The 24,923-nt window shown below is 67.1% G+C and carries 21 protein-coding genes; 10 read left to right on the top strand and 11 right to left on the bottom strand.

All coding sequences use genetic code 11. The features are described from left to right. Positions 1-66 precede the first annotated feature (66 nt). From pgi to ileS, 6 genes are all read right to left on the bottom strand, one after another. Positions 67-1,701, bottom strand: coding sequence for a glucose-6-phosphate isomerase (gene pgi / locus N825_RS29745; RefSeq protein WP_037459860.1), 1,635 nt, complete (start codon positions 1,699-1,701; stop codon positions 67-69). Between the two features lie 130 nt (positions 1,702-1,831). Continuing rightward, on the bottom strand, positions 1,832-3,187 hold the full coding sequence (locus N825_RS29740) for a M16 family metallopeptidase (RefSeq protein ID WP_037459857.1): 1,356 nt from the start codon (positions 3,185-3,187) through the stop codon (positions 1,832-1,834). Continuing rightward, positions 3,184-4,734 (bottom strand): M16 family metallopeptidase, encoded by a 1,551-nt coding sequence (locus N825_RS29735; protein WP_245613275.1) that lies wholly within the window; start codon positions 4,732-4,734, stop codon positions 3,184-3,186. Before N825_RS29735 ends, N825_RS29740 begins: the two co-directional genes overlap by 4 nt. A 96-nt stretch (positions 4,735-4,830) precedes the next feature. Next, entirely contained in the window at positions 4,831-5,445 is a 615-nt protein-coding gene (locus tag N825_RS29730; RefSeq protein ID WP_084165178.1) for a DUF3035 domain-containing protein, read from the bottom strand. 117 nt (positions 5,446-5,562) lie between these two features. Further along, positions 5,563-6,093, bottom strand: a complete 531-nt coding sequence (gene lspA, locus N825_RS29725) for a signal peptidase II (protein ID WP_245613274.1) — start codon at positions 6,091-6,093, stop codon at positions 5,563-5,565. Continuing rightward, a complete protein-coding gene (gene ileS / locus N825_RS29720) occupies positions 6,090-8,936 on the bottom strand; it encodes an isoleucine--tRNA ligase (protein WP_037459918.1) in 2,847 nt (948 codons plus the stop codon). Before ileS ends, lspA begins: the two co-directional genes overlap by 4 nt. A gap of 477 nt (positions 8,937-9,413) precedes the next feature. On the opposite strand from ileS, the gene N825_RS29715 reads away from it, so the two are divergent. From N825_RS29715 to N825_RS29685, 7 genes are all read left to right on the top strand, one after another. Further along, on the top strand, positions 9,414-9,944 hold the full coding sequence (locus N825_RS29715; RefSeq protein WP_157619629.1) for a hypothetical protein: 531 nt from the start codon (positions 9,414-9,416) through the stop codon (positions 9,942-9,944). A gap of 104 nt (positions 9,945-10,048) precedes the next feature. Next, positions 10,049-10,918, top strand: a complete 870-nt coding sequence (gene rpoH, locus N825_RS29710) for an RNA polymerase sigma factor RpoH (protein WP_037459854.1) — start codon at positions 10,049-10,051, stop codon at positions 10,916-10,918. Positions 10,919-10,983: 65 nt separating this feature from the next. Beyond that, the gene (locus N825_RS29705; RefSeq protein WP_037459851.1) at positions 10,984-11,511 is read left to right on the top strand and encodes a sigma-70 family RNA polymerase sigma factor; all 528 of its coding nucleotides are present in this window, start codon (positions 10,984-10,986) and stop codon (positions 11,509-11,511) included. Then, the gene (locus tag N825_RS29700) at positions 11,508-12,317 is read left to right on the top strand and encodes an anti-sigma factor family protein (protein WP_037459850.1); all 810 of its coding nucleotides are present in this window, start codon (positions 11,508-11,510) and stop codon (positions 12,315-12,317) included. The genes N825_RS29705 and N825_RS29700 overlap by 4 nt, the downstream gene beginning before the upstream one ends. Positions 12,318-12,489: 172 nt before the next feature. Further along, positions 12,490-12,831, top strand: a complete 342-nt coding sequence (locus tag N825_RS29695; protein ID WP_037459848.1) for a hypothetical protein — start codon at positions 12,490-12,492, stop codon at positions 12,829-12,831. A 475-nt stretch (positions 12,832-13,306) separates the two neighbouring features. Further along, complete coding sequence (locus N825_RS29690; RefSeq protein ID WP_037459915.1) at positions 13,307-14,248, top strand: NAD(P)-dependent oxidoreductase; 942 nt, start codon at positions 13,307-13,309, stop codon at positions 14,246-14,248. Positions 14,249-14,496: 248 nt separating this feature from the next. After that, positions 14,497-15,450 carry a 3-hydroxyacyl-CoA dehydrogenase gene (locus N825_RS29685; RefSeq protein WP_245613272.1) on the top strand — a complete coding sequence of 318 codons (954 nt, stop codon included), beginning with the start codon at positions 14,497-14,499 and terminating at the stop codon, positions 15,448-15,450. 45 nt (positions 15,451-15,495) lie between these two features. On the opposite strand, the gene N825_RS29680 is transcribed toward N825_RS29685, so the two are convergent. Beyond that, a complete protein-coding gene (locus tag N825_RS29680) occupies positions 15,496-18,411 on the bottom strand; it encodes an autotransporter outer membrane beta-barrel domain-containing protein (protein WP_157619627.1) in 2,916 nt (971 codons plus the stop codon). A gap of 23 nt (positions 18,412-18,434) precedes the next feature. Between N825_RS29680 and N825_RS29675 the strand changes: the two genes are divergently transcribed. After that, on the top strand, positions 18,435-18,962 hold the full coding sequence (locus N825_RS29675) for a hypothetical protein (protein ID WP_157619626.1): 528 nt from the start codon (positions 18,435-18,437) through the stop codon (positions 18,960-18,962). Positions 18,963-19,082: 120 nt separating this feature from the next. Continuing rightward, positions 19,083-20,027 carry an NAD-dependent epimerase/dehydratase family protein gene (locus N825_RS29670; protein ID WP_037459843.1) on the top strand — a complete coding sequence of 315 codons (945 nt, stop codon included), beginning with the start codon at positions 19,083-19,085 and terminating at the stop codon, positions 20,025-20,027. 22 nt (positions 20,028-20,049) lie between these two features. Here N825_RS29670 and N825_RS29665 read toward each other — a convergent pair whose 3' ends face one another. Both N825_RS29665 and def read right to left on the bottom strand, forming a co-directional pair. Continuing rightward, the gene (locus N825_RS29665) at positions 20,050-20,736 is read right to left on the bottom strand and encodes a COQ9 family protein (protein WP_245613271.1); all 687 of its coding nucleotides are present in this window, start codon (positions 20,734-20,736) and stop codon (positions 20,050-20,052) included. Beyond that, positions 20,733-21,365: a peptide deformylase gene (gene def, locus N825_RS29660; protein WP_051513543.1), complete on the bottom strand. Its 633-nt coding sequence runs from the start codon at positions 21,363-21,365 to the stop codon at positions 20,733-20,735. Before def ends, N825_RS29665 begins: the two co-directional genes overlap by 4 nt. Before the next feature lie 191 nt (positions 21,366-21,556). Between def and rpsU the strand changes: the two genes are divergently transcribed. Continuing rightward, positions 21,557-21,760: a 30S ribosomal protein S21 gene (rpsU, locus tag N825_RS29655; protein WP_012974546.1), complete on the top strand. Its 204-nt coding sequence runs from the start codon at positions 21,557-21,559 to the stop codon at positions 21,758-21,760. 151 nt (positions 21,761-21,911) lie between these two features. Here rpsU and N825_RS37135 read toward each other — a convergent pair whose 3' ends face one another. Together N825_RS37135 and N825_RS29645 are read right to left on the bottom strand one after the other, a co-directional pair. Continuing rightward, positions 21,912-24,146: a putative bifunctional diguanylate cyclase/phosphodiesterase gene (locus N825_RS37135; protein ID WP_051513541.1), complete on the bottom strand. Its 2,235-nt coding sequence runs from the start codon at positions 24,144-24,146 to the stop codon at positions 21,912-21,914. 158 nt (positions 24,147-24,304) lie between these two features. Beyond that, positions 24,305-24,923 (bottom strand): NAD(P)(+) transhydrogenase (Re/Si-specific) subunit beta (locus N825_RS29645; RefSeq protein ID WP_037459840.1); only part of this gene is annotated, 619 nt, incomplete at its 5' end.

Genomic DNA, 24,923 nt, shown 5'->3' with positions numbered 1-24,923 from the left:
CTACGCGCGCCAGATCGGTTACATTTACCTATAATCGACAGCATAGCGTGTGCGGGTGTGTCGGCGCTACTCCCTGCAAGCCTGGATCAGCGCGGAAGTGGAGGAATCATGTCCAACCGGATCGGATGCCTCGGTCAATTCGGGTAGGATCACCTTGGCCAACTGCTTGCCAAGCTCGACGCCCCACTGGTCGAAGGAATTGATGTTCCAGATGATCCCCTGCACGAAGACCTTGTGCTCGTAGAGAGCCACGAGCATCCCCAGGGTACGGGGATCGAGTTTTTCGAACAGGATCGAGTTGGTCGGCCGGTTGCCCTCGAAGATCTTGTGAGGCACCAGCGCTTCCAGCGCCTCGCCGATCACGCCGGCCCCTTCCAGTTCGGCTCGGACCTCTTCGGCGTTCTTGCCGCGCATCAACGCCTCCGGCTGCGCCAGGAAGTTGGACAGCAGGATCCGGTGGTGCTTGCCGATCGGGTTCTGGCTATGGACCGGAGCCAGGAAATCGGCCGGCACGACGCGGGTGCCTTGGTGGATCAGCTGGTAGAAGGCGTGCTGCCCATTGGTGCCCGGCTCACCGAACAGGATCGGCCCGGTGGCGTAGTCGACCCGGTTGCCGGAGCGGTCGACCGACTTGCCGTTGCTCTCCATGTCCAGTTGCTGAAGATAGGCCGGGAACCGGTGCATGTACTGATCGTAAGGCAATACGGCGTAGCTGTCGGCACCTAGGAAATTCGCGTTCCAGACCCCGATCAGCCCCAGCAGCAGCGGCAGGTTCGCTTCTGGCGGCGCGGTCCGGAAGTGCTCGTCCATCTCGTGGGCGCCGGCCAGCATCGCCTCGAAATTGTCCATGCCGATAGCCAGCGCGATCGGCAGGCCGATGGCGGACCACAGGCTGTAGCGCCCGCCGACCCAATCCCAGAACTCGAACATGTTCTCGGTGTCGATACCGAACTTGGCGACTTCCGCCTGGTTGGTCGATACCGCGACGAAGTGCTTGGCGACGGCGGTCTCGTCTCCGACCGTCTCCAGGAACCACGCGCGCGCCGTGTGGGCGTTGGTCAGCGTCTCCTGGGTCGTGAAGGTCTTGGAGGCGATGATGAACAGCGTCGTCGCCGGACGGCACTTTTTCAGGGTCTCCGCCATGTGGGTGCCGTCCACGTTGGAGACGAAATGCATCCGCAGGTCCGGGTGGCCATAGGGCTTCAGCGCCTCGCAGGCCATGTAGGGGCCAAGGTCCGACCCGCCGATGCCGATGTTCACCACATCGGTCATCTGGGAGCCGTCGTGGCCGGTCCAGGCGCCGTCGCGCACCGCCCGCGCGAACCTGCCCATCCGCGCCAGCACGGCGTTGATCTCGGGCATCACGTCCTTGCCGTCGACGATCACCGGGCGGTTGGAGCGGTTGCGGAGCGCCGTGTGGAGAACGGCGCGGTCTTCGGTCGTGTTGATGCGCTCTCCGGAGAACATGCGGTCGCGCCAGCCGGCGACGTCCAGCTGGCGCGCCAAGTCGAGCAGCAAGCCCACCGTCTCCTCGGTGATTCCGTTCTTGGAGTAATCCAGCGTCAGATCGCCGAGGCGGGCGGAGAACCGGGAGAACCTGTCGGAATCGCGCGCGAACAGGTCACGCGTGTGGACACCGTCAATCCGGGAGCGGTGTGCCGCCAAAGCTTGCCAAGCGGAGGAGTCGGTCAGAACGGACATGGAGATGTTGCCTCTCGTTGGTCGATCCAGTTTTGCCGAATGAACATCGCGGACGGGTGTTCGGCCGCATCTCCATACGCCGGAAGGTCATCGAAGGTCACCATCCCGGCGCCCCAGCCAGTTTGATTGTTTAGCTCGGGACGTCATCCATCGTCCGGGTCGGCTCGATTCCTTCAGGCTTGCCCACCACCACGGTCAGCAGCGCCGCCGGATCGAGCAGGCGCTGGGCGACGCGCTTGACATCGTCCAGCGTGACCGAGTTGATCAGGGCGGTGCGGCGGTCGAGATAGTCGATGCCGAGATTGTCGCGCTGGACCTGGAGCAGGACATCGGCGATGGCCTCGCTGGAGGTGAACTGAAGCGGGAACGATCCGGTCAGGAAAGTCTTGGCGTCATCCAACTCGGCTTGGGTGATGCCCTCATCCCGCATCTTCCGCCACTCCTCCTTCATCAGCTCGACCATCTTGCCAGCGTTCTGGTTGGCGGTCGAGCCCCCGGCCATCACCATGGCGGCATGCTGGAACGGGACCAGATAGCTGTAGACGCCATAGGTCAGCCCGCGCTTCTCCCGGATCTCGTTCATCAAGCGGGAACTGAAGCTGCCGCCGCCCAGCACGTAGTTCATGATGTAGGCCGGGAACCAGTCGGGGTCGTCGCGCTTGACGCCGGGCTCGCTCATCAGGACGACGCTCTGGGCCTGCGGCCGGGGCACCAGGATGGTTTCCCCGGCGCCTTTGGGAGTCGTGTCGGCGGGGGGCTGGACCTTGGCGTTTTCGGGCAGGGCGCCGAAGAGGCGATCCAACACGGGGCCTAGCTGTTCGGGTGAGATGTCGCCGGTGACCGCGACGGTCAGGTTGTCCTTGGCGAACCGCTCGCGCACGAAGGCGTGAAGGTCGTCGGTCGTGATGCCGCCGACGCTCTCGGCCGTGCCGCGGGCGCGCTTGCCATAGGGATGGTCCGGGAAGGCGGTCTCGTACAGGGCCCGCCGGGCGATGAAATCGGGATCGCCCTGGTCGCGGCGAATCTGGGTCAGGACCGCGCGGCGCATCCGCTCGACCGCCTCCTCGTCGAACCGCGGCTCGGTCAAGGCAAGCCTGGTGAGGTCGAACGCCTCGTCCTGGGTTTCGACCAACGTCTCCACCCCGCCGTAGAAGCCATCGACCGTGGCGGTGAAGCTGATTGAGATCGAGTTGTCGGCCAGCCGCCGCTGGAATTCCTGGCTGTCGTGGGGACCGGCTCCCTCGTCCAGCAGGGTCGAGGTGAGGTTGGCCAAGCCCTCCTTGCCGGCGGGATCGGTCTCGACGCCGCCCTTGAAGGCGAACTTGATCGCCAACAGCGGGATCTTGGTGTCCTGGACCAGCCACGCCTCGATGCCCCCGGGGCTGACCACCCGCTTGATATCGATCGCCTGGGCGGTCGAGATGAAGCAGGTGACGATCAGGACGAAGGTGGACAGGAAAGCCGGGATCGACAGGCGGCGGGTCATCGGATCATTCCCGAGGTTCCGGAAACGGGGGGAGCGGACGGAGTGGGCGACGGTTGTCCGGCCTGACCGGCGGCGGCCTCCCGGACGGGGGCCGGCAGCAACAGCCCGGTCACCGGATTGGCTTGGCCCAACACGGCGCGGGCGGCGGCGTTGACCTGATCGACCGTGACGGCGGCGATCCGTTCGGGCCACGCCTCGACATCCTCGATCGTCCTGCCGGTGGTCAGCGCCACCCCGAAGCTCATCGCGGGACCGCGCAGGCTGTCGCGGGCGAAGATCGCCTCGCGTTCCATCCGGGTCTTGGCGGTCTCGACCTCCGCGGCGGTGACGCCCTCGTTGACGACCTTCTCCAGCTGCTCGACCAGCGCCGCTTCCAGCTTGTCCATGTCGACGCCCGGATTGGGGCTGACATAGGCGCCGAACACCGACATGTCGAAGGCGTCCGGCGAATAGCCGGTGCCGGCAGCCGTGGCGAGGCGCTGTTCGACCACCAGAGACCGGTACAGCCTGCTGGTGGCGCCGCCGCCGACGATCTCGCTGAGGACCTGGAGCGGATAGGCCTGGGCCGTCTTGCCCCTGTTATAACTGGGCGCGCCATAGAGACGGCGGAGACTGGGCTGGCGAACCTCGGCGTCGCGCAGGATGACGCGGCGCTCGGCGCCGAACGGCGGCTCCTCGACCCGGACCCGGGCCGGCACCGGACGGGGCGCGATCGGGCCGAAATACTTCTCCGCCAGCGGGCGGACCTGATCCACGGTCACGTCACCGGCGATCACCAGCACGGCGTTATTGGGCGTGTACCAGGTGTGATAGAAGTCGTTGGCGTCGTCGCGGGTCAGCTTCTGGATCTCGTTCTCCCACCCGATGATGGGCGTGCCGTAGGGATGGTGAACGTACAGGGACGCCTGGACCAGTTCGGACAGCTTGTCACCGGGCTCGTTCTCGGTCCGCTGGCGGCGCTCCTCCAGTACGACGTCGCGCTCGGGCAGCACGGTTTCGTCGGTCAGGCGGAGGTTGGCCATCCGGTCCGCCTCCATCCTCATGACCAGTTCGAGCCGGTCGGCGGCGACGTTCTGAAAATAGGCGGTGTAGTCCCACGAGGTGAAGGCGTTGTCGCGGCCGCCGTTGCGGGCGACGATCCGGCTGAACTCACCCGGCTTCAGTTCGTCCGTCGCCTTGAACATCAGGTGTTCCAGGAAGTGGGCGATACCCGACTTGCCGGTCTCCTCGTCGGCGGCGCCGACCTTGTACCAAACCATGTGGGTGATCACCGGCACCCTCTGGTTCGTCACCACGACCACCTGCATGCCGTTGTCCAGCGTGAAGGTCTCGGGGAAGAAGACGCCCTTGCGCGGGGCGGCCGGTGTGGCGGTTTCGGGAGCCTGGAGGGGAGCCGCGGGTGTCGCCGGAGCCGACGCGGTATTGGGCGTGACATTGGGATCGGCGGTCTTCGGCGGGTCCTGGGCGAGGACGGTTCCGCCGGCGGAGATCAGTAGCAGGGATGCGACGACGGGCGCGGCGATCAGCCGGCGCAACGGTTCGATCACGGCGACACCTCGACTGGTTTCAACGATGCTGGACCGATCCCCGCGGGCGTGCCGCCGCGGGGATCGTCCGATGGACAGAAAGCTGGGGGGTGCCTGTTAATTGAACAAGCCTTCCAGCGGCGCCTTGCTGCGCCGTTCGATGATCGGCGTGTCGCCTTCGGTCACCGGCTTGCCCAGCGCCGAGTTCTCGCGCAGACGCTGCTGCTCCTTCTGGGCGTTGACGACGGTGCCGGGCGGCTCGGGTGTGCGCCAGAACAGCAGGCTGTCGATGAACCGCCTGTCCTGCGCCGCCATCGCCGTCGTTTCCTGGTTGACGGTCGAGCGGATCCCTTGGCTGGTCTGGGTCGCTCCCGCCTGGGCCAGCAATGCCGACTCGCCGGTCGTGACAGCCGGGCTGGCGGCCGTGGCCTGCTGACGGGTGACCGGCGCCGAACCGAACACGGCGGACGCCGCCTGCTGGCGCGTCTCCGACTCCTGCGGGCGCGGCGCTCCCGGCTGGGGCGGGCGCAGGTTGTATTCGGGCGGCACGGCGAGCGGCGCCCGCGTCACGACGCTGAACTCATCGGGAGGCGCGCGGTCCAGGCCGAAGGTCTGACGGGCGCCGCCGCAACCGGAAAGCACCAGGGTGCCAAGCGCCAGACAGACCAGCGGTGCGACGCACCGCGAGGCGCGCCGATCGTGACGGGATATAGGGGTGCTGATCGCGTCCATTGCCGTTCTTCTCTTTATCCAGCTCGTGTTGGTCCAAACGCCCAGGACGACGCCCAGGCCGACTGATGGCCCGGCCGATTGATGGCCCGATCGACCGATCACCGGGTCGCGCGACGGTCAGTCTCCGGACGCGCTCCGCCCGGCGAACAGGCTGTCGAGCACGATCAGGACGACGCCGACCGAGATCCCGGCATCGGCCACGTTGAAGGCCGGCCAGTGATACCCCAGGACATGGAAGTCCAGGAAGTCGGTCACCGCGCCGAACCTCAACCTGTCGATCACGTTGCCAATCGCACCGCCGATCACCATGCCGATACACACGGCCAGGAAAGGACGATCCGCCCGGCGCAGCCACGTGAAGAGAAATCCCACGATGCCCAGCGCAACCGCCGATAGCACATAGGGCATGTACTCCGCCTCGTGCCAGAACAGGCTGAAACTTACACCCCTGTTCCATGCCATGACCAGATTGAAGTAGGAATTGACCTCGATCACGCGCGGATCGGTGGCCATCCCGACCATCTCCAACATCCACCACTTCGATGCCTGATCCAGGATCATCACGAAAACGGCGACGATAAGGCCGATGCGGACCATCGATCGGGAACGCGCGCCCAACCCGGCCTCCCCATCCACGCGGTCGCTCATTCCGCCGCCTCCGGAAGGTGATCGACCGCGTCGGCGCAGCGGTGGCAGAGGGTGGGATGGGCGGGAATGGTCCCGACCTCCGGCAGCACCTTCCAGCAACGCTCGCACTTTTCGCCTTCGGCGAGCACCGGCACGACGCCGACGCCCGGCACGTCCTCCAGGGTGAAGGCGCCTTCCGGCACCGCGCCGTCGACGACGCGGATGGCCGAGGTAATGGCGACCTCCGCCATGTCGACGCCTTCGAGCGTGGCGTGAAGCTCCGGCGTCACGAACACGTCGGGCGACGACTGGAGAGAGGAGCCGATGCGCTTGCTCGCCCGCTCCAATTCCAGCGCGCCGGTGACGACACGGCGGACATCGCGGACGACGGCCCATTTGGCGGCCAGTCGCGGCGCCGCCCATTCCCCGGGAATGTCAACAAACGTACGCAAATGGACGCTCGACACGTCGGCGTCCTCGCCGTGCCGGCTCAGCCAAGCCTCTTCAGTGGTGAAGCACAGGACGGGCGCCAGCCACGCCGTCAGGCACGAGAACAGATGGTCCAGCACCGTCCGCACCGACCGGCGCCGCGTCGAATCGGGACGGTCGCAGTACAGGCTGTCCTTGCGCACGTCGAAATAGAAGGCGGACAGATCCACCGCGCAGAAGTTATGGAGCGCGGAGAACAGGCTGTGGAAGTCGTAATCCTCGATGCCCTGGCGGACGACGCCATCCAGCTCGGTCAAGCGATGCAGCACCCAACGCTCCAACTCGGGCATCTCGGCGACGTCGATCCGCTCGTCCTCCGAGAAATCGGCCAGCGCCCCAAGCAGATAGCGGAGCGTGTTGCGCAGGCGCCGGTAAAGGTCGGCCTGCGACTTCAGGATCTCCGGCCCGATCCGCAGGTCCTCGGAGTAATCGGAGCCGACCACCCAAAGCCGAAGGATGTCGGCGCCGTATTTGTCCACGACCTCCTGGGGGGCCGTGACGTTCTTCAGCGACTTCGACATTTTCCGACCCTGCTCGTCGAGCACGAAGCCGTGGGTCAGCACCGCGTCGTAAGGCGCCCTGCCCCGCGTCCCGCAGCTTTCCAGCAGGGAGGAGTGGAACCAGCCGCGATGCTGGTCCGAGCCTTCCAGGTAGAGCGAGGCCGGCCATTGAAGGTCGGGCCGCGCCTCGAGCACGAAGCTGTGGGTGCAGCCGGACTCGAACCAAACGTCGACGATGTCGAACACCTGCTCGTAATCGGCCGCCGCGTAGGCGTTGCCCAGGAAGAACTGGGGATCGCGGGCGAACCACGCGTCGGAGCCCTCCAGGTCGAAGGTGTCGGCGATGCGGGCGAGCACCGTCTCGTCGCGGAGCGGCTTGCCCGTCTTCTTTTCGACGAACAGGGCGATCGGCACACCCCAGGCGCGCTGGCGGCTGATGCACCAGTCGGGCCGGCTCTCGATCATCGACGCGATCCGGTTGCGGCCCTGCGGCGGCACCCAGCGGGTATCGTCGATCGCCTTGAGCGCCACATGACGAAGATCGTTCGTCTCCATCGAGATGAACCACTGCGGTGTGGTGCGGAAGATCAGCGGCGCCTTGGATCGCCAGGAATGCGGGTAGCTGTGGACCAGCTTGCCTTTGGCGAGCAGGCCGCCGGCATGGGCGATGGCGGAGATCACGGCCCCGTTGGCGTCACCGGTCTTGCCGGCCGGCGTGTAGACCCGCTTGCCGGCGAACAGCGGCACATGGTCGTAATAGGTCCCATCGTCGGCGACGGTCTGGGGCACCTCGATGCCGTGCTTGCGGCCAAGATGGAAGTCGTCCTCGCCATGGCCGGGGGCGATGTGGACGAAGCCGGTGCCGGCGTCGTCCGTGACGAAGTCGCCGGGCAACAGCGGTACCGGGAAGTCGTAGCCCTGGCCGTGCAGCGGATGATCGCAGCGGGTATCCGCCAGCCGGGAGCCGGGGAGCGTGTGGGCCTTGCGCCATTCGGTGATGCCGGCCGTCTTGGCGAGGTCCTCCGCCAGCGCGGTCGACACCACCAGCCGCTCGCCCACCTTGGCGGCGCTACCCTCGGCCACGGCGAGCACCTTGAACACGCCGTATTCCAGGTCGGGGCCATAGCCGATCGCGCGGTTGCCCGGCAGAGTCCAGGGCGTGGTGGTCCAGATCACGACGGAGGCGTCGTCCAGCTCCGGCGTGGCCGGGGCGGAGACCGGGAACCTGACCCACACGGTGGTGGAGGTGTGGTCGTGATACTCGACCTCCGCCTCGGCCAGGGCGGTCTTCTCGACCACCGACCACATCACCGGCTTGGCGCCCTTGTACAGGCCACCGTTGAGCGCGAACTTGTGGATCTCGCGGACGATCGTCGCCTCGGCGGCGTTCGTCATGGTCTTATAGGGATGCGACCAGTCGCCCATGACGCCCAGCCGCTGGAATTCCTCGGACTGGATGTCGATCCACTCCTGCGCGAACTGCCGGCACTCCTCGCGGAACTGGAGCAGAGGCACCTGATCCTTGTCCTGCCCCGCGGCCCGGTACTTCTCCTCGATCTTCCACTCGATCGGCAGGCCGTGGCAGTCCCAGCCGGGAACGTAGACGCTGTCCTGCCCAAGCATCTGCCGCGACCGGCTGATCACGTCCTTCAGGATCTTGTTGACCGCGTGCCCGACATGGATGTTGCCGTTGGCGTAGGGCGGGCCGTCGTGGAGGATGAATTTGGGCCGTCCGGCCGATGTCTCGCGCAGCTTGTCGTGCAACCCGCGCTCCGCCCAGCGCCGCAGCAGTTCGGGCTCCTTGGCGGGCAGGCCGGCGCGCATGGGAAAATCGGTGCGGGGCAGGAAGACGGTCGATTTATAATCGCGGGTCATGATCGGGTCCAGGCAGCCGCCAACCGGCTGGTGCTCGCACCGGCCAAGCCGTCGGGTGAAATCAGGAAAGAGCGATAGCATCGCGGGGGCTCCCGCGTCCAGCCGTGGCGGCGCGAAAACCGCGTTTAACCGGCGGCCCGGTCTTCCCCCGAAGGTTGGGCCGCTTGGTCAAACGTCTTGGTGCCCGGCCCTCAGGGGAGGACCGGGCAGATAATTCGCCGGAGCCCGGGGGCGTCCATGGTCGTGAAGCCCATCATGATGGCGCGAGTTTAGGCGGGCGGCGGGAAAGGGTCAAGGAGCGTGGCCGCGATCCGTCGGGTCAGCTTTGGTCCAAACCCACTCTCCGCTCCCTCGTGCAGATTTTCCGTCTCGTCGATGAACCCCCGGGATTAAACCGCCGCCGCCCGCGTAATCGTCTCGATCAAGGCTTTGGCCAAGACTTTCGGGGCCGGGACCTTTGGCACGGGGAGAGGCGTGGTGCGGCGGGACGGACGTTGGGGTTTCAGGAATGGTTGGGTCGTCGCGGTCGGGGCGTTGGCCCTGATGGCGCCCGCCATCGCCGGCTTCACGCTGGGCCGGGAAACGCCGCTGCCGGTGGAGATCGCGCAGGTTCCCTGCGGCGTTCCCAAGCACACCGCGAGCTTCACCCTACCCGGCCCCTTGCTCGACATCACGCGCACGGACGCCAGCCTGGGCGGGCGGCAGCCGGTGCCGGTCTGGCTCGGTCCCTTCGCGCAGCAGGGCTCCGCCGACGTGGTGCGGCTGAGGTTCGGCGCCGACGCCCAAGGCGACGCCGGCACGGTGTCCAGGGTCGGCGACGTGATCCATCTGCCCGTCCACCAAGGCGACCCCGCCGATCCGCCCCGCCGCATCCTGCTGCACTGCCGGAACGATGTCGTGGCGCTGGTCCAGTACGTCAGCCAAAGCGGCGCCGTCAAAGAATTCGCCGTCATCCACACCCAGGTGGCGGAGGGTGCGGCAGGGAAATCGCACCACGCCGCGAAATAATTCGAAAAATCAGGGATGAAAGCGCCGAGCCCCGCGTAATTGGGGAAACGCGGATCATCGACATGATCGACCAGAAGACAGACGGAAAACACGGGAGCACTTGGATGCAGCCTTCGCCGAACCGGACAGATCTCAACCGCTACCTTTCCCGGATTCGCGAGTATCCAATGCTCGGCGCCGAAGAGGAACAGGAACTGGCCAAGGCGTGGCGCGACCGCCGCGACCCCGACGCCGCCGACCGCTTGATCGGCAGCCATCTGCGTCTGGTCGCCAAGGTGGCGCGCGGCTATGCCGGCTATGGCCTGCCGATGGCCGACATGATCGCCGAGGGCAACATGGGCATGGTCCAGGCGCTCAACGGCTTCGACCCGGACCGCGGCTACCGCTTCACCACCTACGCCCTGTGGTGGATCCGGGCGGCGATGCAGGAATACATTCTGCGGTCGTGGTCGATGGTCCGGATGGGCACCACCGGCGCGGAGAAGAAACTGTTCTTCAGCCTGCGGCGGGCCAAGAGCGCCATGAACCTCCTGCAGGAGGGCGACCTGAGCCCCGAGGAGGCCCAGCGGCTGGCTGAGCACCTGAAGGTCCCGGTCCACGACGTCTCCGGCATGAATGGCCGCTTGGCCGGACCGGACCAGTCGCTCAACCTGCCGCTGCCCGGCATGGAGGATGGCCAAGCCCAGGACTGGCTGGTCGACCCGTCCGAGACGCAGGAGGAGATGCTGGCTCAGCGTCAGGAACTGGACCGCAGGCGCAACCAGCTGAAGCGGGCGATGCAGCAGTTGCAGGAGCGCGAGCGGTCGATCCTGGCGGCGCGCAGGCTGTCCGAGGAGCCGCTGACGCTGGACGACCTGTCCCGCCAGTTCGGCATCAGCCGGGAGCGGGTGCGCCAGATCGAGGCCCGGGCGATCGAGAAGCTCCAGCGCATGATGGCGGGTGGCAGGCGCATGACGGGCCTGGTGCCGGCATGATAGGAAGGCGGCCCGGCATGGGAATGCCGGCTGGGGAATGGCGGAGAGGGACCTAGGAAGCGATCATGCCGCACGGCAAGCTCAAGGAGGAGATGGCGACCCATATCGCCAGCCTTCGCCGCTACGCCATCGCCTTGACCCGCAATAAGGACGAGGCGGAGGATTTGGTACAGGAATGCCTGTCGCGGGCGATCGCCGGTGCCGACACGTTCCGCACAGACGGCGATCTGCGGGTGTGGCTGTTCCGCATCCTGCACAACGTCCATGTCAGCGGCCTGCGGCGACGCACTTTGGAGAACGCGGTCAAGGCCGACGCCGAAGCCGCCGGACACGACACCGTCGCCGAGCCGGCGCAGCACCGGAACCTGGAGGTGCGCGACGTGATGACGGCGCTGTCCCAGTTGCCGGAGGACCAGCGCCGCGCCGTGACGCTGATCGCGACCGAGGAGTTGAAGTACGAGGAGGCGGCCAAGCGGCTGGGCGTCCCGATCGGGACCTTCATGTCGCGGCTGGGCCGCGGACGGGCGGCGTTGCGTTCCATGCTCAATCAGGCCAAGCGGCCGACACTTCGGCTGGTGGGAAGGTCACAATGACGATCGAAATCGATGAGAACGACCTTCACGCCTTCCTCGACGGCCAGCTGGCGCCCGAGCAGGAAGCCCTGGTGCTGGCATGGCTGGAGAGCGATCCCGAAGCCCGGAACAGGCTGCGTGATTACGCCGAACAGAAGCTGCTGACGGCGATCGGCGCCGCCGAAGGTCTGGCGGGTGGCGATCCGACGCGCACGGAGGAACTGGCCGGCGAGTTGTCCGACCAGCTCGAAAGCCACCGCCATAAGTTTCCAGGACGGTGGCGCTCGCTGACGTGGCTGCGCCAGGCGGCCGCCGTCGTGGCGCTGGTCGCCGCCGGCTGGACCACCAACGAGCTGTGGCACCACATGAAGCCGGGGGGGCGCCTGCCGGAATACGTGGTCGAGGCGACCGGCGCGCATCTGGTGTTCGCGGAGGGTCCGATGACCCAGGTCGGCGTGACGAGCCCGGTCGGCGGCGATCTGGCGCGGGTGATGTCGGCGCGTCTCGGCGAGCGGGTGGAGATCCCGGAACTGTCGCCGATCGGCCTGAAGCTGGTCGGTGGCCGGGTGATGGGCGGCATGGAGCATCCGCTGGCCGGGCTGGTCTATGAGGACAAGGATGGCAGGCGCCTGACCATCTGCCTGTCGCCGCGCGACGACGGACCGGTCGATGGCCTGCATGTCGCCGAGGTTGGGGGAGTGCGCGTCGGGTACTGGAGCAACGGCGAGCAGAGCTACGTCATCGTGGCCGACACCAGTGAAACCCAGCTCACCGCCATCGTCGGGCAGTTGACCCGCGACCGGTCGTATCAGGCCGGGCATTATTGACCGGCGCCCGAACTCCCCCCGGCCACCGGGGTGGCCCCGACCGGCTTGGCTGATCCCGGCTTGGCTGATCCCGGCTTGGCTGATCCCGGCCGCGCTGGTCCTGATCGCGGTCGCGGGGGGAGTCACGGCCTATCTCCTGTCGGCGCGGTTCCACGCGACGCGGACGGTCACCGTGGGGCTGGCGGGATGCCGGGGGTTCGACGCCGCAAGCGTCATCCTGCCCCTGGAGCTGTTGCGGAACGGGGCCGACGCGCCACCGATCAGCTTCGGGCCGATCGACCTGCCCGGCGCTGGCGGATCGCTGCGGCTGCGGTTTCGGTCCGATATCGCGAGTGATGGCATGCGGGTGATCCAGGTCGGCGACACGGTCGAGCTTCCCCTGACCTTCGGGGACGATCAGACCGTGCCGGAGCGGATCGACCTCCGATGCCAGCAGGGAGAATTGACCATGGTCCGCTACCGGCACGACGACGCGGTCCACGAATTCGCGGTGAGCCGCCCGACCGGGAAATAGCTGGAGCATAGGGGCGACCGGCATACCCAGGCGACGCCCTCGGGCTGGGGCTACCCCGCCGCGGAACACGCCTTGATCCTTGGCAATAAGGGATTAAGGCGGTCGGTTCGAATCAGCCGATCGTCATCACCCAATCGCCTGGATACGCCCGCGGAACTCCCGCAAGGTCTTGAACAAATACCCTGTTTCTGGCAAGCGTCCGGTCCGTTGCCGACCGGTCCATCGGCGCGCGCCGCGCGTGGCTGGCGCGTCGCGACCGCGATGGGGCTTTGGCGCTGAACGTCCGATCCTGTCGGGCGTTACCGTCAAGTCTCTCCAAAGGGGTTCTCCGCCGCGGTAGTCAAGGCGTTGGGCCGGCACGGCGGAAGAGGTCATCGGTATTTGCCATCCCGGCCGCCGAGTGACTAACTTGGCCAATTGTGATGATCAGGCCGGCCGAATGCCGAGGCCGAAAACCAGGGTTTTGAAAAGCGAGATGGTGGAACGCTCCCTCGTCTATGTCCTCGATCCGATCGCGCCGAGCGCCGTCGCGACCTTGAGGCAGAGTTGCGACGTGGTCGATCATGACGACAAGCGCAAAGGCAGGTGGCTTGAGGACGCCGATGGGGTGATCGTCCGAACCAGCAAGATTCCGCGCGACATGATCGCCGCTGCCCAACGTTTGAAGGTGATCGGCAAGCACGGGGTCGGTGTCGACAACATCGATCTGGATGCCGCCCGGGACCGAGGCGTCGCGGTGATCAACACACCGGGCGCCAACTCCAACGCGGTCGCCGAACTGGCGGTTGGCTTGGCGCTGGCGGTGGCCCGGCGGATCGCCTTGCTCGACCGCATGCTGCGCGATGGCGCCGTCACCAGCCCGCCGCCGCAGGGCATCGAGCTGACCGGAAGGACGGTCGGGGTGGTTGGGATGGGCGGGGTCGGGCGGCGCACCGCCGCGTTGTTCAAGGCGGCCTTCGGCTCCACCATCCTGGCGTACGATCCCTTCGCCCCTCCAGAGGCTTTCGCGGCCGCGGACGCCGAGCGCTGCGCCAGCCTGGATGAATTGCTGCCGCGCGTCGACGTGCTGACGCTGCACATTCCCCTGAACCGCGACACCGAGAAGCTGATCGATGCCCGAAGGCTGGCGCTCATGAAGCGGGACGCCATGGTGCTCAACCTGTCGCGCGGCGGCGTGGTGGACGAGACGGCGCTCCATGACGCGCTGACCAACGGCACCATCGCCGGAGCCGCCACGGATGTCTTCGTCCAGGAACCGCCACCAGCCGGTCACCCGCTCCTGCGTCTGCCCGGCTTCGTCGCGACGCCGCATATTGGTGCCGCCACGGCGGAATCGATGGAACGCATGGGGATGGGTGTCGTCGGCGGGGTTGTGACCCTGCTTGGCGGCGGGACGCCGGATCACCGGGTTGTCTGACGGTCATCCGGGGACGTCCCAATGACGACGGATAACCGTTCCCGGCGGTCTCCCGGGTGCGGCAAACTATCCACAAACTCGTTTCAAAGTAGAAGCGAAATATATGAGTTATGGAACGTTTCGGACTCGATTCAAATGGTCCGAAGGCTTAGGGTCGCGCTCCCAGGTGATCTTCCCGGCCCAATCCGGCGCGGGCGCGAGGATCCTGGGGCAGCCCCGCGATATAGCGAAGAGAATGGAGAAACCCCATGGCCATGGTGGATAAGATCGCCGTTGTCGGAGCCGGATTGGTGGGACGCGGCTGGGCGATCGTGTGCGCCCGCGCCAACCGCCGGGTCGCCCTATACGACAGCAATCCCGAAGCCCTTCCCCTGGCGATGCAGGTCATCGAAGGCAACTTGCGGGATCTTTTCAACTTTGGATTGATCGCCGTCGAGCCCGCCCGTCTGCTGGAACGGATCGAGCCCAGTTCCGACTTGGCGGAAGCGGTCGGTGGCGCCAGCCATGTCCAGGAATGCGTCGTCGAACAGGTCGACGTCAAACGCGAGCTGTTCTCGAAGCTCGACCGGATGGCGGAGCCCGAGGCCGCCATCGCCAGTTCGTCGTCGGGCCTGCCGGCCTCCAGCTTCACCGAACATTTGCCCGGTCGGGCGCGCTGTCTGGTCGCCCATCCCGTCAACCCGCCCTACCTGATCCCGCTGGTCGAGCTGATCCCGGCGCCGTGGACCGACGAGGAGGTGGTTCTGCGCACCCAGGCGCTGATGACCGCCCTGGGGCAGGAGCCGATCCGGACCACCCGCGAGGTTCCCGGTTTCGTGCTGAACCGGCTTCAGGGCGCCTTGCTGAACGAGGCGTTCAAGCTTGTGCAGGACGGCGTCGTCACGGTCGAGGACGTCGACAAGACGATCCGCGAGGGATTGGGGTTGCGCTGGTCGTTCATGGGACCGTTCGAGACGATCGATCTGAACGCGCCGGGCGGCATCGTCGACTACATCACCCGCTATGGGCCGATGTATTACGAGATGGCCCAGAGCCAAGCGGAGCCGCGGGCCTGGGATGGCAACGTCGCCGATCGGATCGAGCGTCAGCGCCGCGTACTGCTTTCCGAGGACCGCTTGCAGGCCCGGCAGGATTGGCGCGACCGGAGATTGATGGCCCTGGCGGCCCACAAGACGCAGGCCGGCAAGACCATCACCGAGTGAGCCGTCGGCCGGCCTTTGGCGTTCTCTCCCCTTACCAGCTCTGGCCTACCAACTCAGGCGAAGTCCGGCGCTGATCGCCTGGACGTTCTGATCGTCCCGGAGTTCGGCGTCGTAGTCCAGGAACCACGCGACGCCATCGGCGGCGGCGGCGGTGACGCCGGCTCCCAAGCCCACGATGTCGCGGGAGCCTGACCGGCCCGGCACCACGAAGGATCCACCGGTGGCACCGACGAACGACGCGGTGACGGACTGGTCGGTGTCGAGCAATTCCCTGGCGTAGCGGACGCGCAGCTCCGGCGTCAGCTTGGCGCCATCGTCGGAAACGGTGAACGCGCGGTCGAGCCTGACCTCCACCGACGGACGCAGGGACTCCGAGGTCGCCTTCTCCACCCGCACGCCGGCGGCACCGGTTTCGCTGTAGGCGTCCTGGACGATCTGGCCAGCCTGGAGCGAGACCAAGGGCTGGAGGCCGAAGCCGTCGGCTAGATGGAAGCGGTGGCCGGCTTCCAGATAGCCGTTGAACTCGTGACCGTCATAGTCGGCGCGCGGCCGGAAGGTGCTGGCGCCGACCTGGACCACGCGAACCGATTCATGGGTGTTGCGGGCGTAGCCGGCCTGGGCGTTGACGTAGCTGTTGCCGATGGTCAATCCGCCATAGACGCCCGCCTGCCAACTGTCGATGTCGGTGTCGTCGGACCGCCCATCATAGGACAGATCGGTGCGGGAGTAGCCGCCGAACACGCCCACCGTCAGATCGTCGGTCAGGCGATAATCCAGGCCCATGGCGGTGCCAGCCGTCCTGCTGTCGCTGCCGCCGACACCGCCCGACGCGTCCGCGTGGCCCAGCATGCCGTAGCCGCGCGCCCAGCCGCCCCAGGCGGCACCAGGATCGCTGGACATGCCGCCGAACGCCGCCAGCGGCGCGCCGTGGCCGAAATCCCCGTCGGTTCCGGCGAAGCTGAACTGCGGTCCGGCGAAGGAGGACGCGCCGGGCGTCGCGGCCAGGGCGCCGGCCCCGACTTGACCGAGCCGCCGCGACACCAGCCCCGCGACGCGGGTCGCCGACACCGAGCCGATGCCGGCGTTGATCGCGGCCACCTCGGGATCGAGCTGGGCGAAGGCGGTGCGGGCCTGCGACGGGGTCATGCGCGCGACCTCGTCCAGCACGGGCGCCAGGGACCCGCCGGCGGTGCGCTTGACGTGGTCCAGGCTCGTGGCGACACGCGACTCGGCGGCACCCCGCGCGGCACTGGCGAAGGTGGTGTCGCTGAAGACCAGGCTCATGCGCACGTCGGACACCGTGTAGCCAAGCTCCGGCTTCAGGAAGGTGAAACCCAGGGCCGGCAGGTTCGAGGTGACGTCGGCGAAGGTGCCGGTCACGCCACCGGCCGCCGTCAGCAGCGTGTAGACCGTGTTCCGCTGGTACTCGCCGGATGCTCCGGTCAGGGCGATGGTTCCACCGGCCAGCGTGGCGCCGCCATCGGCGGTCAGCTTGTCGTTCCCGCCTACGGCGTCGATGTCGACCTCCCAAACCGAGCCGGCGCCCTGGGCGAAGTCCCCGGCGACCGTCAGGGCCGAGATCGCCCCGTCGCCAATCGCGAGGGTTCCAGAGTTGGTCAGCGCGCCGGTGGCACCTGAGGCGTTCAACCGCGCCCCGGAGGCGACGGCGACCTTGCCCAGCAGCCGCCCGGTGCTGGTCAGGGTGCCGGCCGCCACGGTGGTGCCGGCGCCGCCGAAGGTGCTGGCCCCGCTCAGCGTCCAGGCCGAATTGGCACCGCTGACCGTCAGCGTCTCGAAATTCAGGAAGGTGCCGGCATGGCTGCCGGTGCCGGTCAGGGTGACGCCATCGGCGCCGGCCCCGCCGTTGACCGCCCCAGTGACCACCGATCCTGTTCCCAGCGCCAGGCTGTCGTCGCCGGCGCCGAAGTCGATCGCGGTGCCGTTGCCGCCGGAGATCACGCCGGTATTGGTGACACTGTCATTGAACGCGCCGAAGAAGCGGATGCCATAGCCCTGCTCGCCGATCACGCTACCCTGGTTGACGACCGTGCCCGCCCCGGTCGCCAGCGGGCTGTCGCTGGCCGAGACGACGAAGTAGATGCCGTGATGCTGGGACTGGATCACGCCGCCCGCGAAGTTGTTGACGGTGCCGGCATTGATGGTGATCGCCTCGTTGGTCTCCGTTCCCGCCTGCCCCAGCGGATCGACGCTGCCGGATGCCCGGATGGTGCCATGGTTGTCGATCCGGGTGGAACCGGAGACGGAGGAGAAGTCGATGCCATCATCCCCGAGTCCCTCGATCAGGCCGCGGTTGATGACGATGCCGTTGGCGCCACCATTGGCTCCCGGCGCCGCCGTCGTGGCGCCCGCCGCGGCGGCCCGGCCACTGATCCCCGTGTCCTGGGCGCCGCGAATGACGCCACCCGCCTCGTTGATGATGGTGGTGACGGTGCCGGTCGCCCGGCTCTGGACGCGGACGCCGTCCTTGGTGCCGGTGATGGTGCCCGAGTTGGTCAAGGTGTTGGCCAGCCCATTGAGGCGCACGCCCTGCACCTTGCCCACCTCCGGAGCGGCGCCGGTGCCGACCGGCGTGATGATCGCCCCGGTGGCGGAGATCGTGCCGGTATTGGTCAAGGTGCTGGCATCGCCATCGACCCGGACGCCGACCACGACGCCTTCGTTGCCGCCGGTCGGCACGCTGGTGGCGCTGCCGGTCACGCTGATGGCGCCGTCATTGACCAGGGTGCCGGCGGCCCGGACGGCGTATACCTGCGTCGAATCGCTGGTTCCGGCGATGGCGTTGCCGGTCGCGGTGATGGTTCCGGTGCTGGTGTTGGTGAAGGCGCCGGCGCCGGTCCTCACGGCGTAGACCGCGGCGGCGGCGGCCGGCGACAGGCTGGTGGCGATCGTCCCGCGGTTGGTGACCGACGCGTTGGCGTCGACGACGACCGCGTCGGTCACCAACCGCGGAGATGGAACCGGCGTTGTCGATCGTGACATTGTCGTCCAACTGGATCGCCCGCCCGGTACCCTCGGCGGAAATGACGCCTGTGGCCGTGTTGGTGATCGTGACGTTGTCATTGGCGCTGAGCCCGACGGCCTCGACCGAACTGCCGGTGACCGAACGCACCGTACCGGAATTGGTCAAACGGGTGCGCGTGGCCGCCGTCGCCGCGTTTGTGCCGGAAGTCATGGTGACCGACCGGGCGTTCTTGGCGGTGGCGTTGGACACCGTCACCCCGGCGGCGATCGACCGATCGGCGTTCTGGCCGACGGTGGTTCCCGTCGTGGTCGAATTGATCGCCTGGGCGGAAGCGGTCGCGGCGCCGCCCAACAGAGCCAAAAGGGAAACCGTGCCGAGAAGATACAGCCTTGCCGATGTCATGACGCCTCGCGTGATCCAATTGATTGGTAATGCCTTTAAAAGGCACGACCGACGCGGACCATGCGCGAGGATAGGCGTCGTTTTTGTTACGGATTTAGTCGACTTTTATTCGAGCGTAGCGCTGTGACTTGAACGGCACACCAAGACGTGGGCACTCCCACGACTTAATACCTTTACTCACGGCCAGATTTGCAACCGGACGCTATATCAGCGGTTCCCAGGAAGTTCGGATACCTGGGGAATTCCAATGGCTCTTTGGCTGGTTACGGGCGGTTGCGGCTTCATCGGCTCGCATCTCGTCGACAGCTTGCTGGCACGGGGCGATAGCGTCCGCGTGCTCGACGACCTATCCACGGGGCGGCGCTCCAATCTACCGCAAGGGGTCGAGTTGCTCGTCGGCGACGTGGCGGACGCCGCAGTGGTGTCCCGCGCCATGGCTGGGGTGGACGGTTGCTTCCATCTGGCCGCGGTCGCCTCGGTCCAACGCGGCAACGAGGACTGGCTGGGCACCCACCGGGTCAACCTGACCGGCACGGTCGCCGTGCTCGACGCCGCCCGGACCAAGGGGCGAAATGGAGCGGTTCCGGTGGTCTACGCCTCCTCGGCCGCCGTCTATGGCGACAATCCCGAAATGCCCCTTCCGGAGACGGCGGCGACCGCGCCGCTGTCGGCTTATGGCGCCGACAAGCTGGGCTGCGAGTTGCACGCCCGCGTCGCCTGGAAGGTCCACGGCGTGCCGTCCACCGGCTTTCGCTTCTTCAATGTCTATGGACCGCGCCAGGACCCCAAGTCGCCCTATTCCGGCGTGATCGCGATCTTCGCGGACAAGGTGGCCGAGCGTCGCGGGATCACGGTCAACGGCGATGGCGGGCAGACCCGCGACTTCGTCTATGTCACCGACGTGGTCCGTCATCTGGTCGCGGCGATGGACTCGGGGCATCAGGGCAGCCGGGTCTTCAATGTCTGCACCGGCAGGCCGACGACCGTGCTGGAACTGGCCAGGATCATCTCCCGCCTTGGCGGGGTGGAGCCGCGGATCGAACATGGCCCCGCCCGCGCCGGTGACATCCGCGAATCCTTGGGTGACCCCCGGCGGGCGGCGGAGGCCTTCGGCTTCACGGCGGAGACTCCCGTCACCGAGGGGTTGCGGGAGACGCTGGCGGCGATCTCCGGCAGCCTCGCGGCGGAGTGACCCTACAGGGCCGGCGAGAGAGCTAGAAGCCCGACGCCCGGCGGCGGATCTGGCGGGCGAATCGGAACGGTGACGGCAGGTTGGCGAGGACGTTGCCGACGCCCGCCAGCTTCCCCGTGGTCCGCCCCACCCGCATGACGTCGCCGATCCGCCGGTCCAGGAAGGCCCAGGTGTCAGCTTTGTCCTCCGACTGGTCGTTCAACCAGAACAGCGTGGTCGAGGTCAGGACGGCGGCGAGCAGCGCCCGCTTGGTGTAGTAGTTGTGGTCGGTCGAGGTATCGCCCGCCGCGTACCAGATGGCATCGACGGTGCGGTAGACGATCTTGGCGCCCAGCGCGGTGTTCTGCGGCAGGGCGAGGAAGGTCAGCGCCCGGCGCACGGCGTCCTCGTGGGGAGCCAGCACCTCCAGGCGGGAGCGCACCGCCAGGGTGATCCGGTCCCGCACCCTCATTGCGCCCGGGTCGTGCTTCTCCAACTCGACCAGCATCTTTCGGTCGGCCCAGCCGCTGAAATACTCGACCGTCCCCGGGATGCCGCCCGGAAAGGCCAAGGCCGCCGTGTCGGCGTCGTGGCCTGTCGAGGCCGCCGCGTCGCGCAGCGCTTGGGTGCCCCAGCCGTCGAAGATGACGTTGGGCAGCATCGCCTCGATCATCTCGTCCCTGATCCCGTCGAGATCGAACTCGCCGTCGTTCATATCAGCCCCATTCATTCTGGCGTCCCGCTTCCGTCCCTGACCGTTCCAGGCGTCCGATCATTCGATGTGGCGTCCCGGCCCCGGAAAGCCAACTCCGACAGGTCATCCGGAAAATAGCGGATCTCCTCGTTGAAGGTCAGCAGGTCCAGGCTGGGCATCCGGTCCAGATAGAGGATGCCGTCCAAATGGTCCAGTTCGTGCTGGACGACACGCGCGTGGAAGCCCTTGGCCTCCCGCTCGACCGGCTGGCCCTTGGCGTCCAGACCCCGATAGCGGATATGGGCGTGGCGCGGCACGATGCCGCGCAGGCCGGGGATCGACAGGCAGCCCTCCCAGCCCGGCACCATCCCGGTCCCGCCCGGTCCGATCACCGGCTCGATCACCGGGTTGATCAGCACCGAGAGCCCACGGGGCCGGTCCTCCTCCCCTTCCAGGGTGGCGCGCTCCGCCGGAACGATGAACATGATGATCCGCTTCGCGGCATGCACCTGGGGAGCGGCCAAACCGGCGCCCGAGGCGTCGGCCATGGTCTCGGCCATGTCGGCGATCAGCCGCTGGATTTCCGGGTCGAACGGGTCCTCGACGGGATCGGCGATCCGGCGCAGGACGGGATGGCCCATGCGGGCGATCTTCAGAATAGCCATGGCCCCAGTATGGGTGTATAAGGTGCGGAAGCAAAGCCCGCACCGGCCCGGTTTGGCGGAACGGATGTGGGCAGCCACCGTTTAGTCCTTGAGAGAGGGCTCCCCGGATGCTAGAACCCACGACTTAGTGTCGGACGGGTGCTGTTTGCGCATCGTGCGTTTGAATTCAAATGTTGGAGAGACAACAAACCGTGCAAGTGCTGGTTCGTGACAACAACGTCGATCAAGCCCTGCGCGCGCTGAAGAAGAAGATGCAGCGCGAGGGGATTTTCCGTGAAATGAAGCTGCGGCGCAACTACGAGAAGCCCTCGGAGAAGCGCGCGCGGGAAAAGGCGGAGGCCGTTCGCCGCACCCGCAAGCTGCTGCGCAAGCGCATGGAGCGTGAAGGCTATTGATCGACTGACGATCCGCGCCCGTCTGGCTTGCGGATTTCAGACCAAGCTTGCAAAAACCGCCCCGGCATCGTCCGGCGGCGGTTTTTGGCGTTTTCGAATCACGGCTCGGAGTCGCGATCGTGGCAGACCAAGCCTTCTCAGGTCAGGCTGTCTACCGGCCGGCGATTTCGGATGACGTGATCCAGCTGGCCGCCTCGCGCGGCGGCAGCGGGGCGCTGAACAGATAGCCCTGGCCGAAGCCACAGGCCATGTCGGACAGCAACTTCGCGTCCTCCGCCGTCTCGATGCCCTCCGCGATGACGTCCAGCTTCAACATATGGGCGAGGTCGACGATGATCCGGACCATGTCCCGGCCTTCGGTCGACCGGCACATGGCCGCGACGAAGGACTGGTCGACCTTCAGCGAATCGACCGGAAATCGGTGGAGATAGCTGAGCGACGAGTAGCCGGTGCCGAAATCGTCGATCGACAGCCGCAATCCCAGCGCCTTCAGCCGCCAGAGCAGGCCGATGGTCTCTCCGGCATGGCTCATGGCCGCGCTCTCGGTCAGCTCCAGCTTGACCTGGGCGGGATCGATGCCGCTTTCCGCCAGCGCCTCCGTCACGGTCTCCAGCAGGTCGCGGTCGCCGAGCTGCCGGGCGGAGAGGTTGACGCTCATGAACAGCGGCTCGGCGCCCTGCTCCCTCATCGCCGTCCAGCGCACCATCTGGTGGCAGGCCCTGTGCAGGACGAGACGGCCGAGCGGCACGATCAGGCCCGTCACTTCGGCGATCGGGATGAAGACAGTGGGCGACAACCTGCCGCGGGTCGGATGGTCCCAGCGAACCAGCGCCTCGAACCCGGCGAGTCGGCCCTCCGGCAAGGCCACGATCGGCTGGTAGGCGACCCAGAGCTGGTCGCCGGCATCGATCGCATGGCGCAGGTCGGTTTCTAGGCTCAACCGGTCCAGCTGTGCCGCGTGCATGGTCTCGTCATATAGGCAGGTCCCGCCTCCCGACTCGACCGCGCGCTCGCAGGCCAGTTCGGCGTCGCGCAGCAGCGCCTCGGGCTCTGCGGGGCCGACGGCGATGCCGTAGCTCGCCGTCATGAAGATCGTCCTGCCATCCAGGTGGAACGCGTCGTAGAGCGCCTGAGCCAGCCGGCGGGCGGTTTCCTCGGCGCCGCCGCCGCTTCCCAGGACGGCCAGCTGCCGGTCGCCGGTGCGGGCCAGCAGCGCGTCGGGACCCAGGCGCTCGCGAAGCCTGGCGGTCAGGGCGCACAGGAGCGTATCGGCGAAAGCCGTGCCCAGGCTGATCCTCAGGCTGCCGAAGCGCATCAGCTCCACCGCGACGATCCAGGGCGACTTGGATGTGGTCTGACGCCCAGCCACCTGCTTCAGCAGCTGCGCGCGGTTGGGCAGGCCCGTTACAGTATCGAAATAAGCCATTCGTTCCAGCCGGTCGCGGGCCTGCCGGCGCTCGGTGATGTCGCGTAGATAGGCCGTGAAGAACCGGCCCTCGGACGTTGGCACTTCGGTGATCGCCAGTTCCAGCGGCATCCGGCCGCCGTCGGACCGCATGCCCTCGACCTCGATCCTGGAGCCCAGGACGCGGGACTCGCCCGAGGTCAGGTAGCGGCTGAGGCCCGCCTCATGGCGACCCCGCATCTCCGGCGGGACGATCACCTCGGAGAGCGGCAGCCCGATCACGGTTTCGCGGCGCCAGCCGAAGGTGCGTTCCGCAGCCCGGTTGAACTCCACCACCAGCCCGCCGTCGTCGATCGTGATGACGCAGTCCAGCGCCGTGTCGAGCATGGCGCTTTTCAGTGCCTCGCTGGTGCGCAGGACGCCGGCCGCCCGGCCGCGCTCGACCGCGCCGGCGATCAGGGCGGCGGCCGTCTTCAGAACGTCCAGCTCAAGCTCGGACCATACCCGCTCGCTCTCGCAATCGTCGAAGCCGAGATGCCCCCACCAGACACCATCCAACAGGATCGGGACCGAAACGAAGGAGAGGATGCGCTGATATTCGAAGTCCTCCCGCAGGTATCCGGACAGATCGCGGGTCAATCCCTGGATCAACTCGCCGCGGCGGCGGCGCTCGGTCCAGTCCGTCAGCGTCGGGTCGGCGCCGACCAGCTTCTCGTCGGTGTTGCGCGGATCGCCGGCCAGGGGCGCCAGCCCCGGGGCCGCCCAATCATGCCGGCAGGTCTGCGCCGGCCCCTGCCCCGCCGCCTCGTGGACCTCGAACAGGTAGACCCGACTGACGCCGGCGGCGGTGCCGAGCCGGCCGAGCAGATGGTCGATCCCGGTCCGCCAGTCCGAATGGCCCACCATCGCGGCGGCCCCATCGGCGATCGCCTGGAAGATCGCGTTGCGCCGGTCGACGGCGTCTTGGAGAGAGGCGAGCATGGTGGTTTCCCCTCTGGACCGCCGGCAAGAGAAAACCTTATCACGTTATCGCGATGGTAGGAAAATTGAACGGCAGGCATGGAAAAGGCGGTGGCGCCCCACGGCGCCACCGCCTTCTGGTAATCCTTGCCCCAAACCTTGGGGAAGCCCCGGACAGCTTAGTCCAGGGCCTTCAGGACCTCTTCCGTCACCTTCTTCGCGTCTCCGAACAGCATCATGGTGTTCGGGCGGAAGAACAGCTCGTTCTCGACGCCGGCGTAACCAGCCGCCATCGAGCGCTTGATGAACAGGACCGTCTTGGCCTTCTCGACATCCAGGATCGGCATGCCATAGATCGGCGAGGTCGGGTCGGTCTTGGCGGCGGGGTTGGTCACGTCGTTGGCGCCGATCACGAAGGCGACATCGGCTTGGCCGAAGTCGCGGTTGATCTCCTCCAACTCGAAGACCTCGTCATACGGAACGTTGGCCTCGGCCAGCAGCACGTTCATGTGGCCGGGCATGCGGCCGGCGACGGGGTGGATGGCGTAGCGGACCTCGACGCCCTCCTTCTTCAGCATGTCGCCCATCTCGCGGAGCGCGTGCTGGGCCTGCGCCACCGCCATGCCATAGCCCGGCACGATGATGACCGACGAGGCGTTCTTCATGATGAACGCCGCGTCCTCGGCCGAGCCGGCCTTGACCGCGCGGTCGCCAGCGGGACCACCCGCGGCCGCCGCCGCGCTGTCGCCGCCGAAGCCGCCCAGGATGACGTTGAAGATCGACCGGTTCATGCCCTTG

Origin of the sequence: Skermanella stibiiresistens SB22 (genome assembly GCF_000576635.1) — a bacterium.
GTDB classification, from domain to species: domain Bacteria; phylum Pseudomonadota; class Alphaproteobacteria; order Azospirillales; family Azospirillaceae; genus Skermanella; species Skermanella stibiiresistens.
This window is presented reverse-complemented; position numbering and strand designations above follow the sequence as displayed.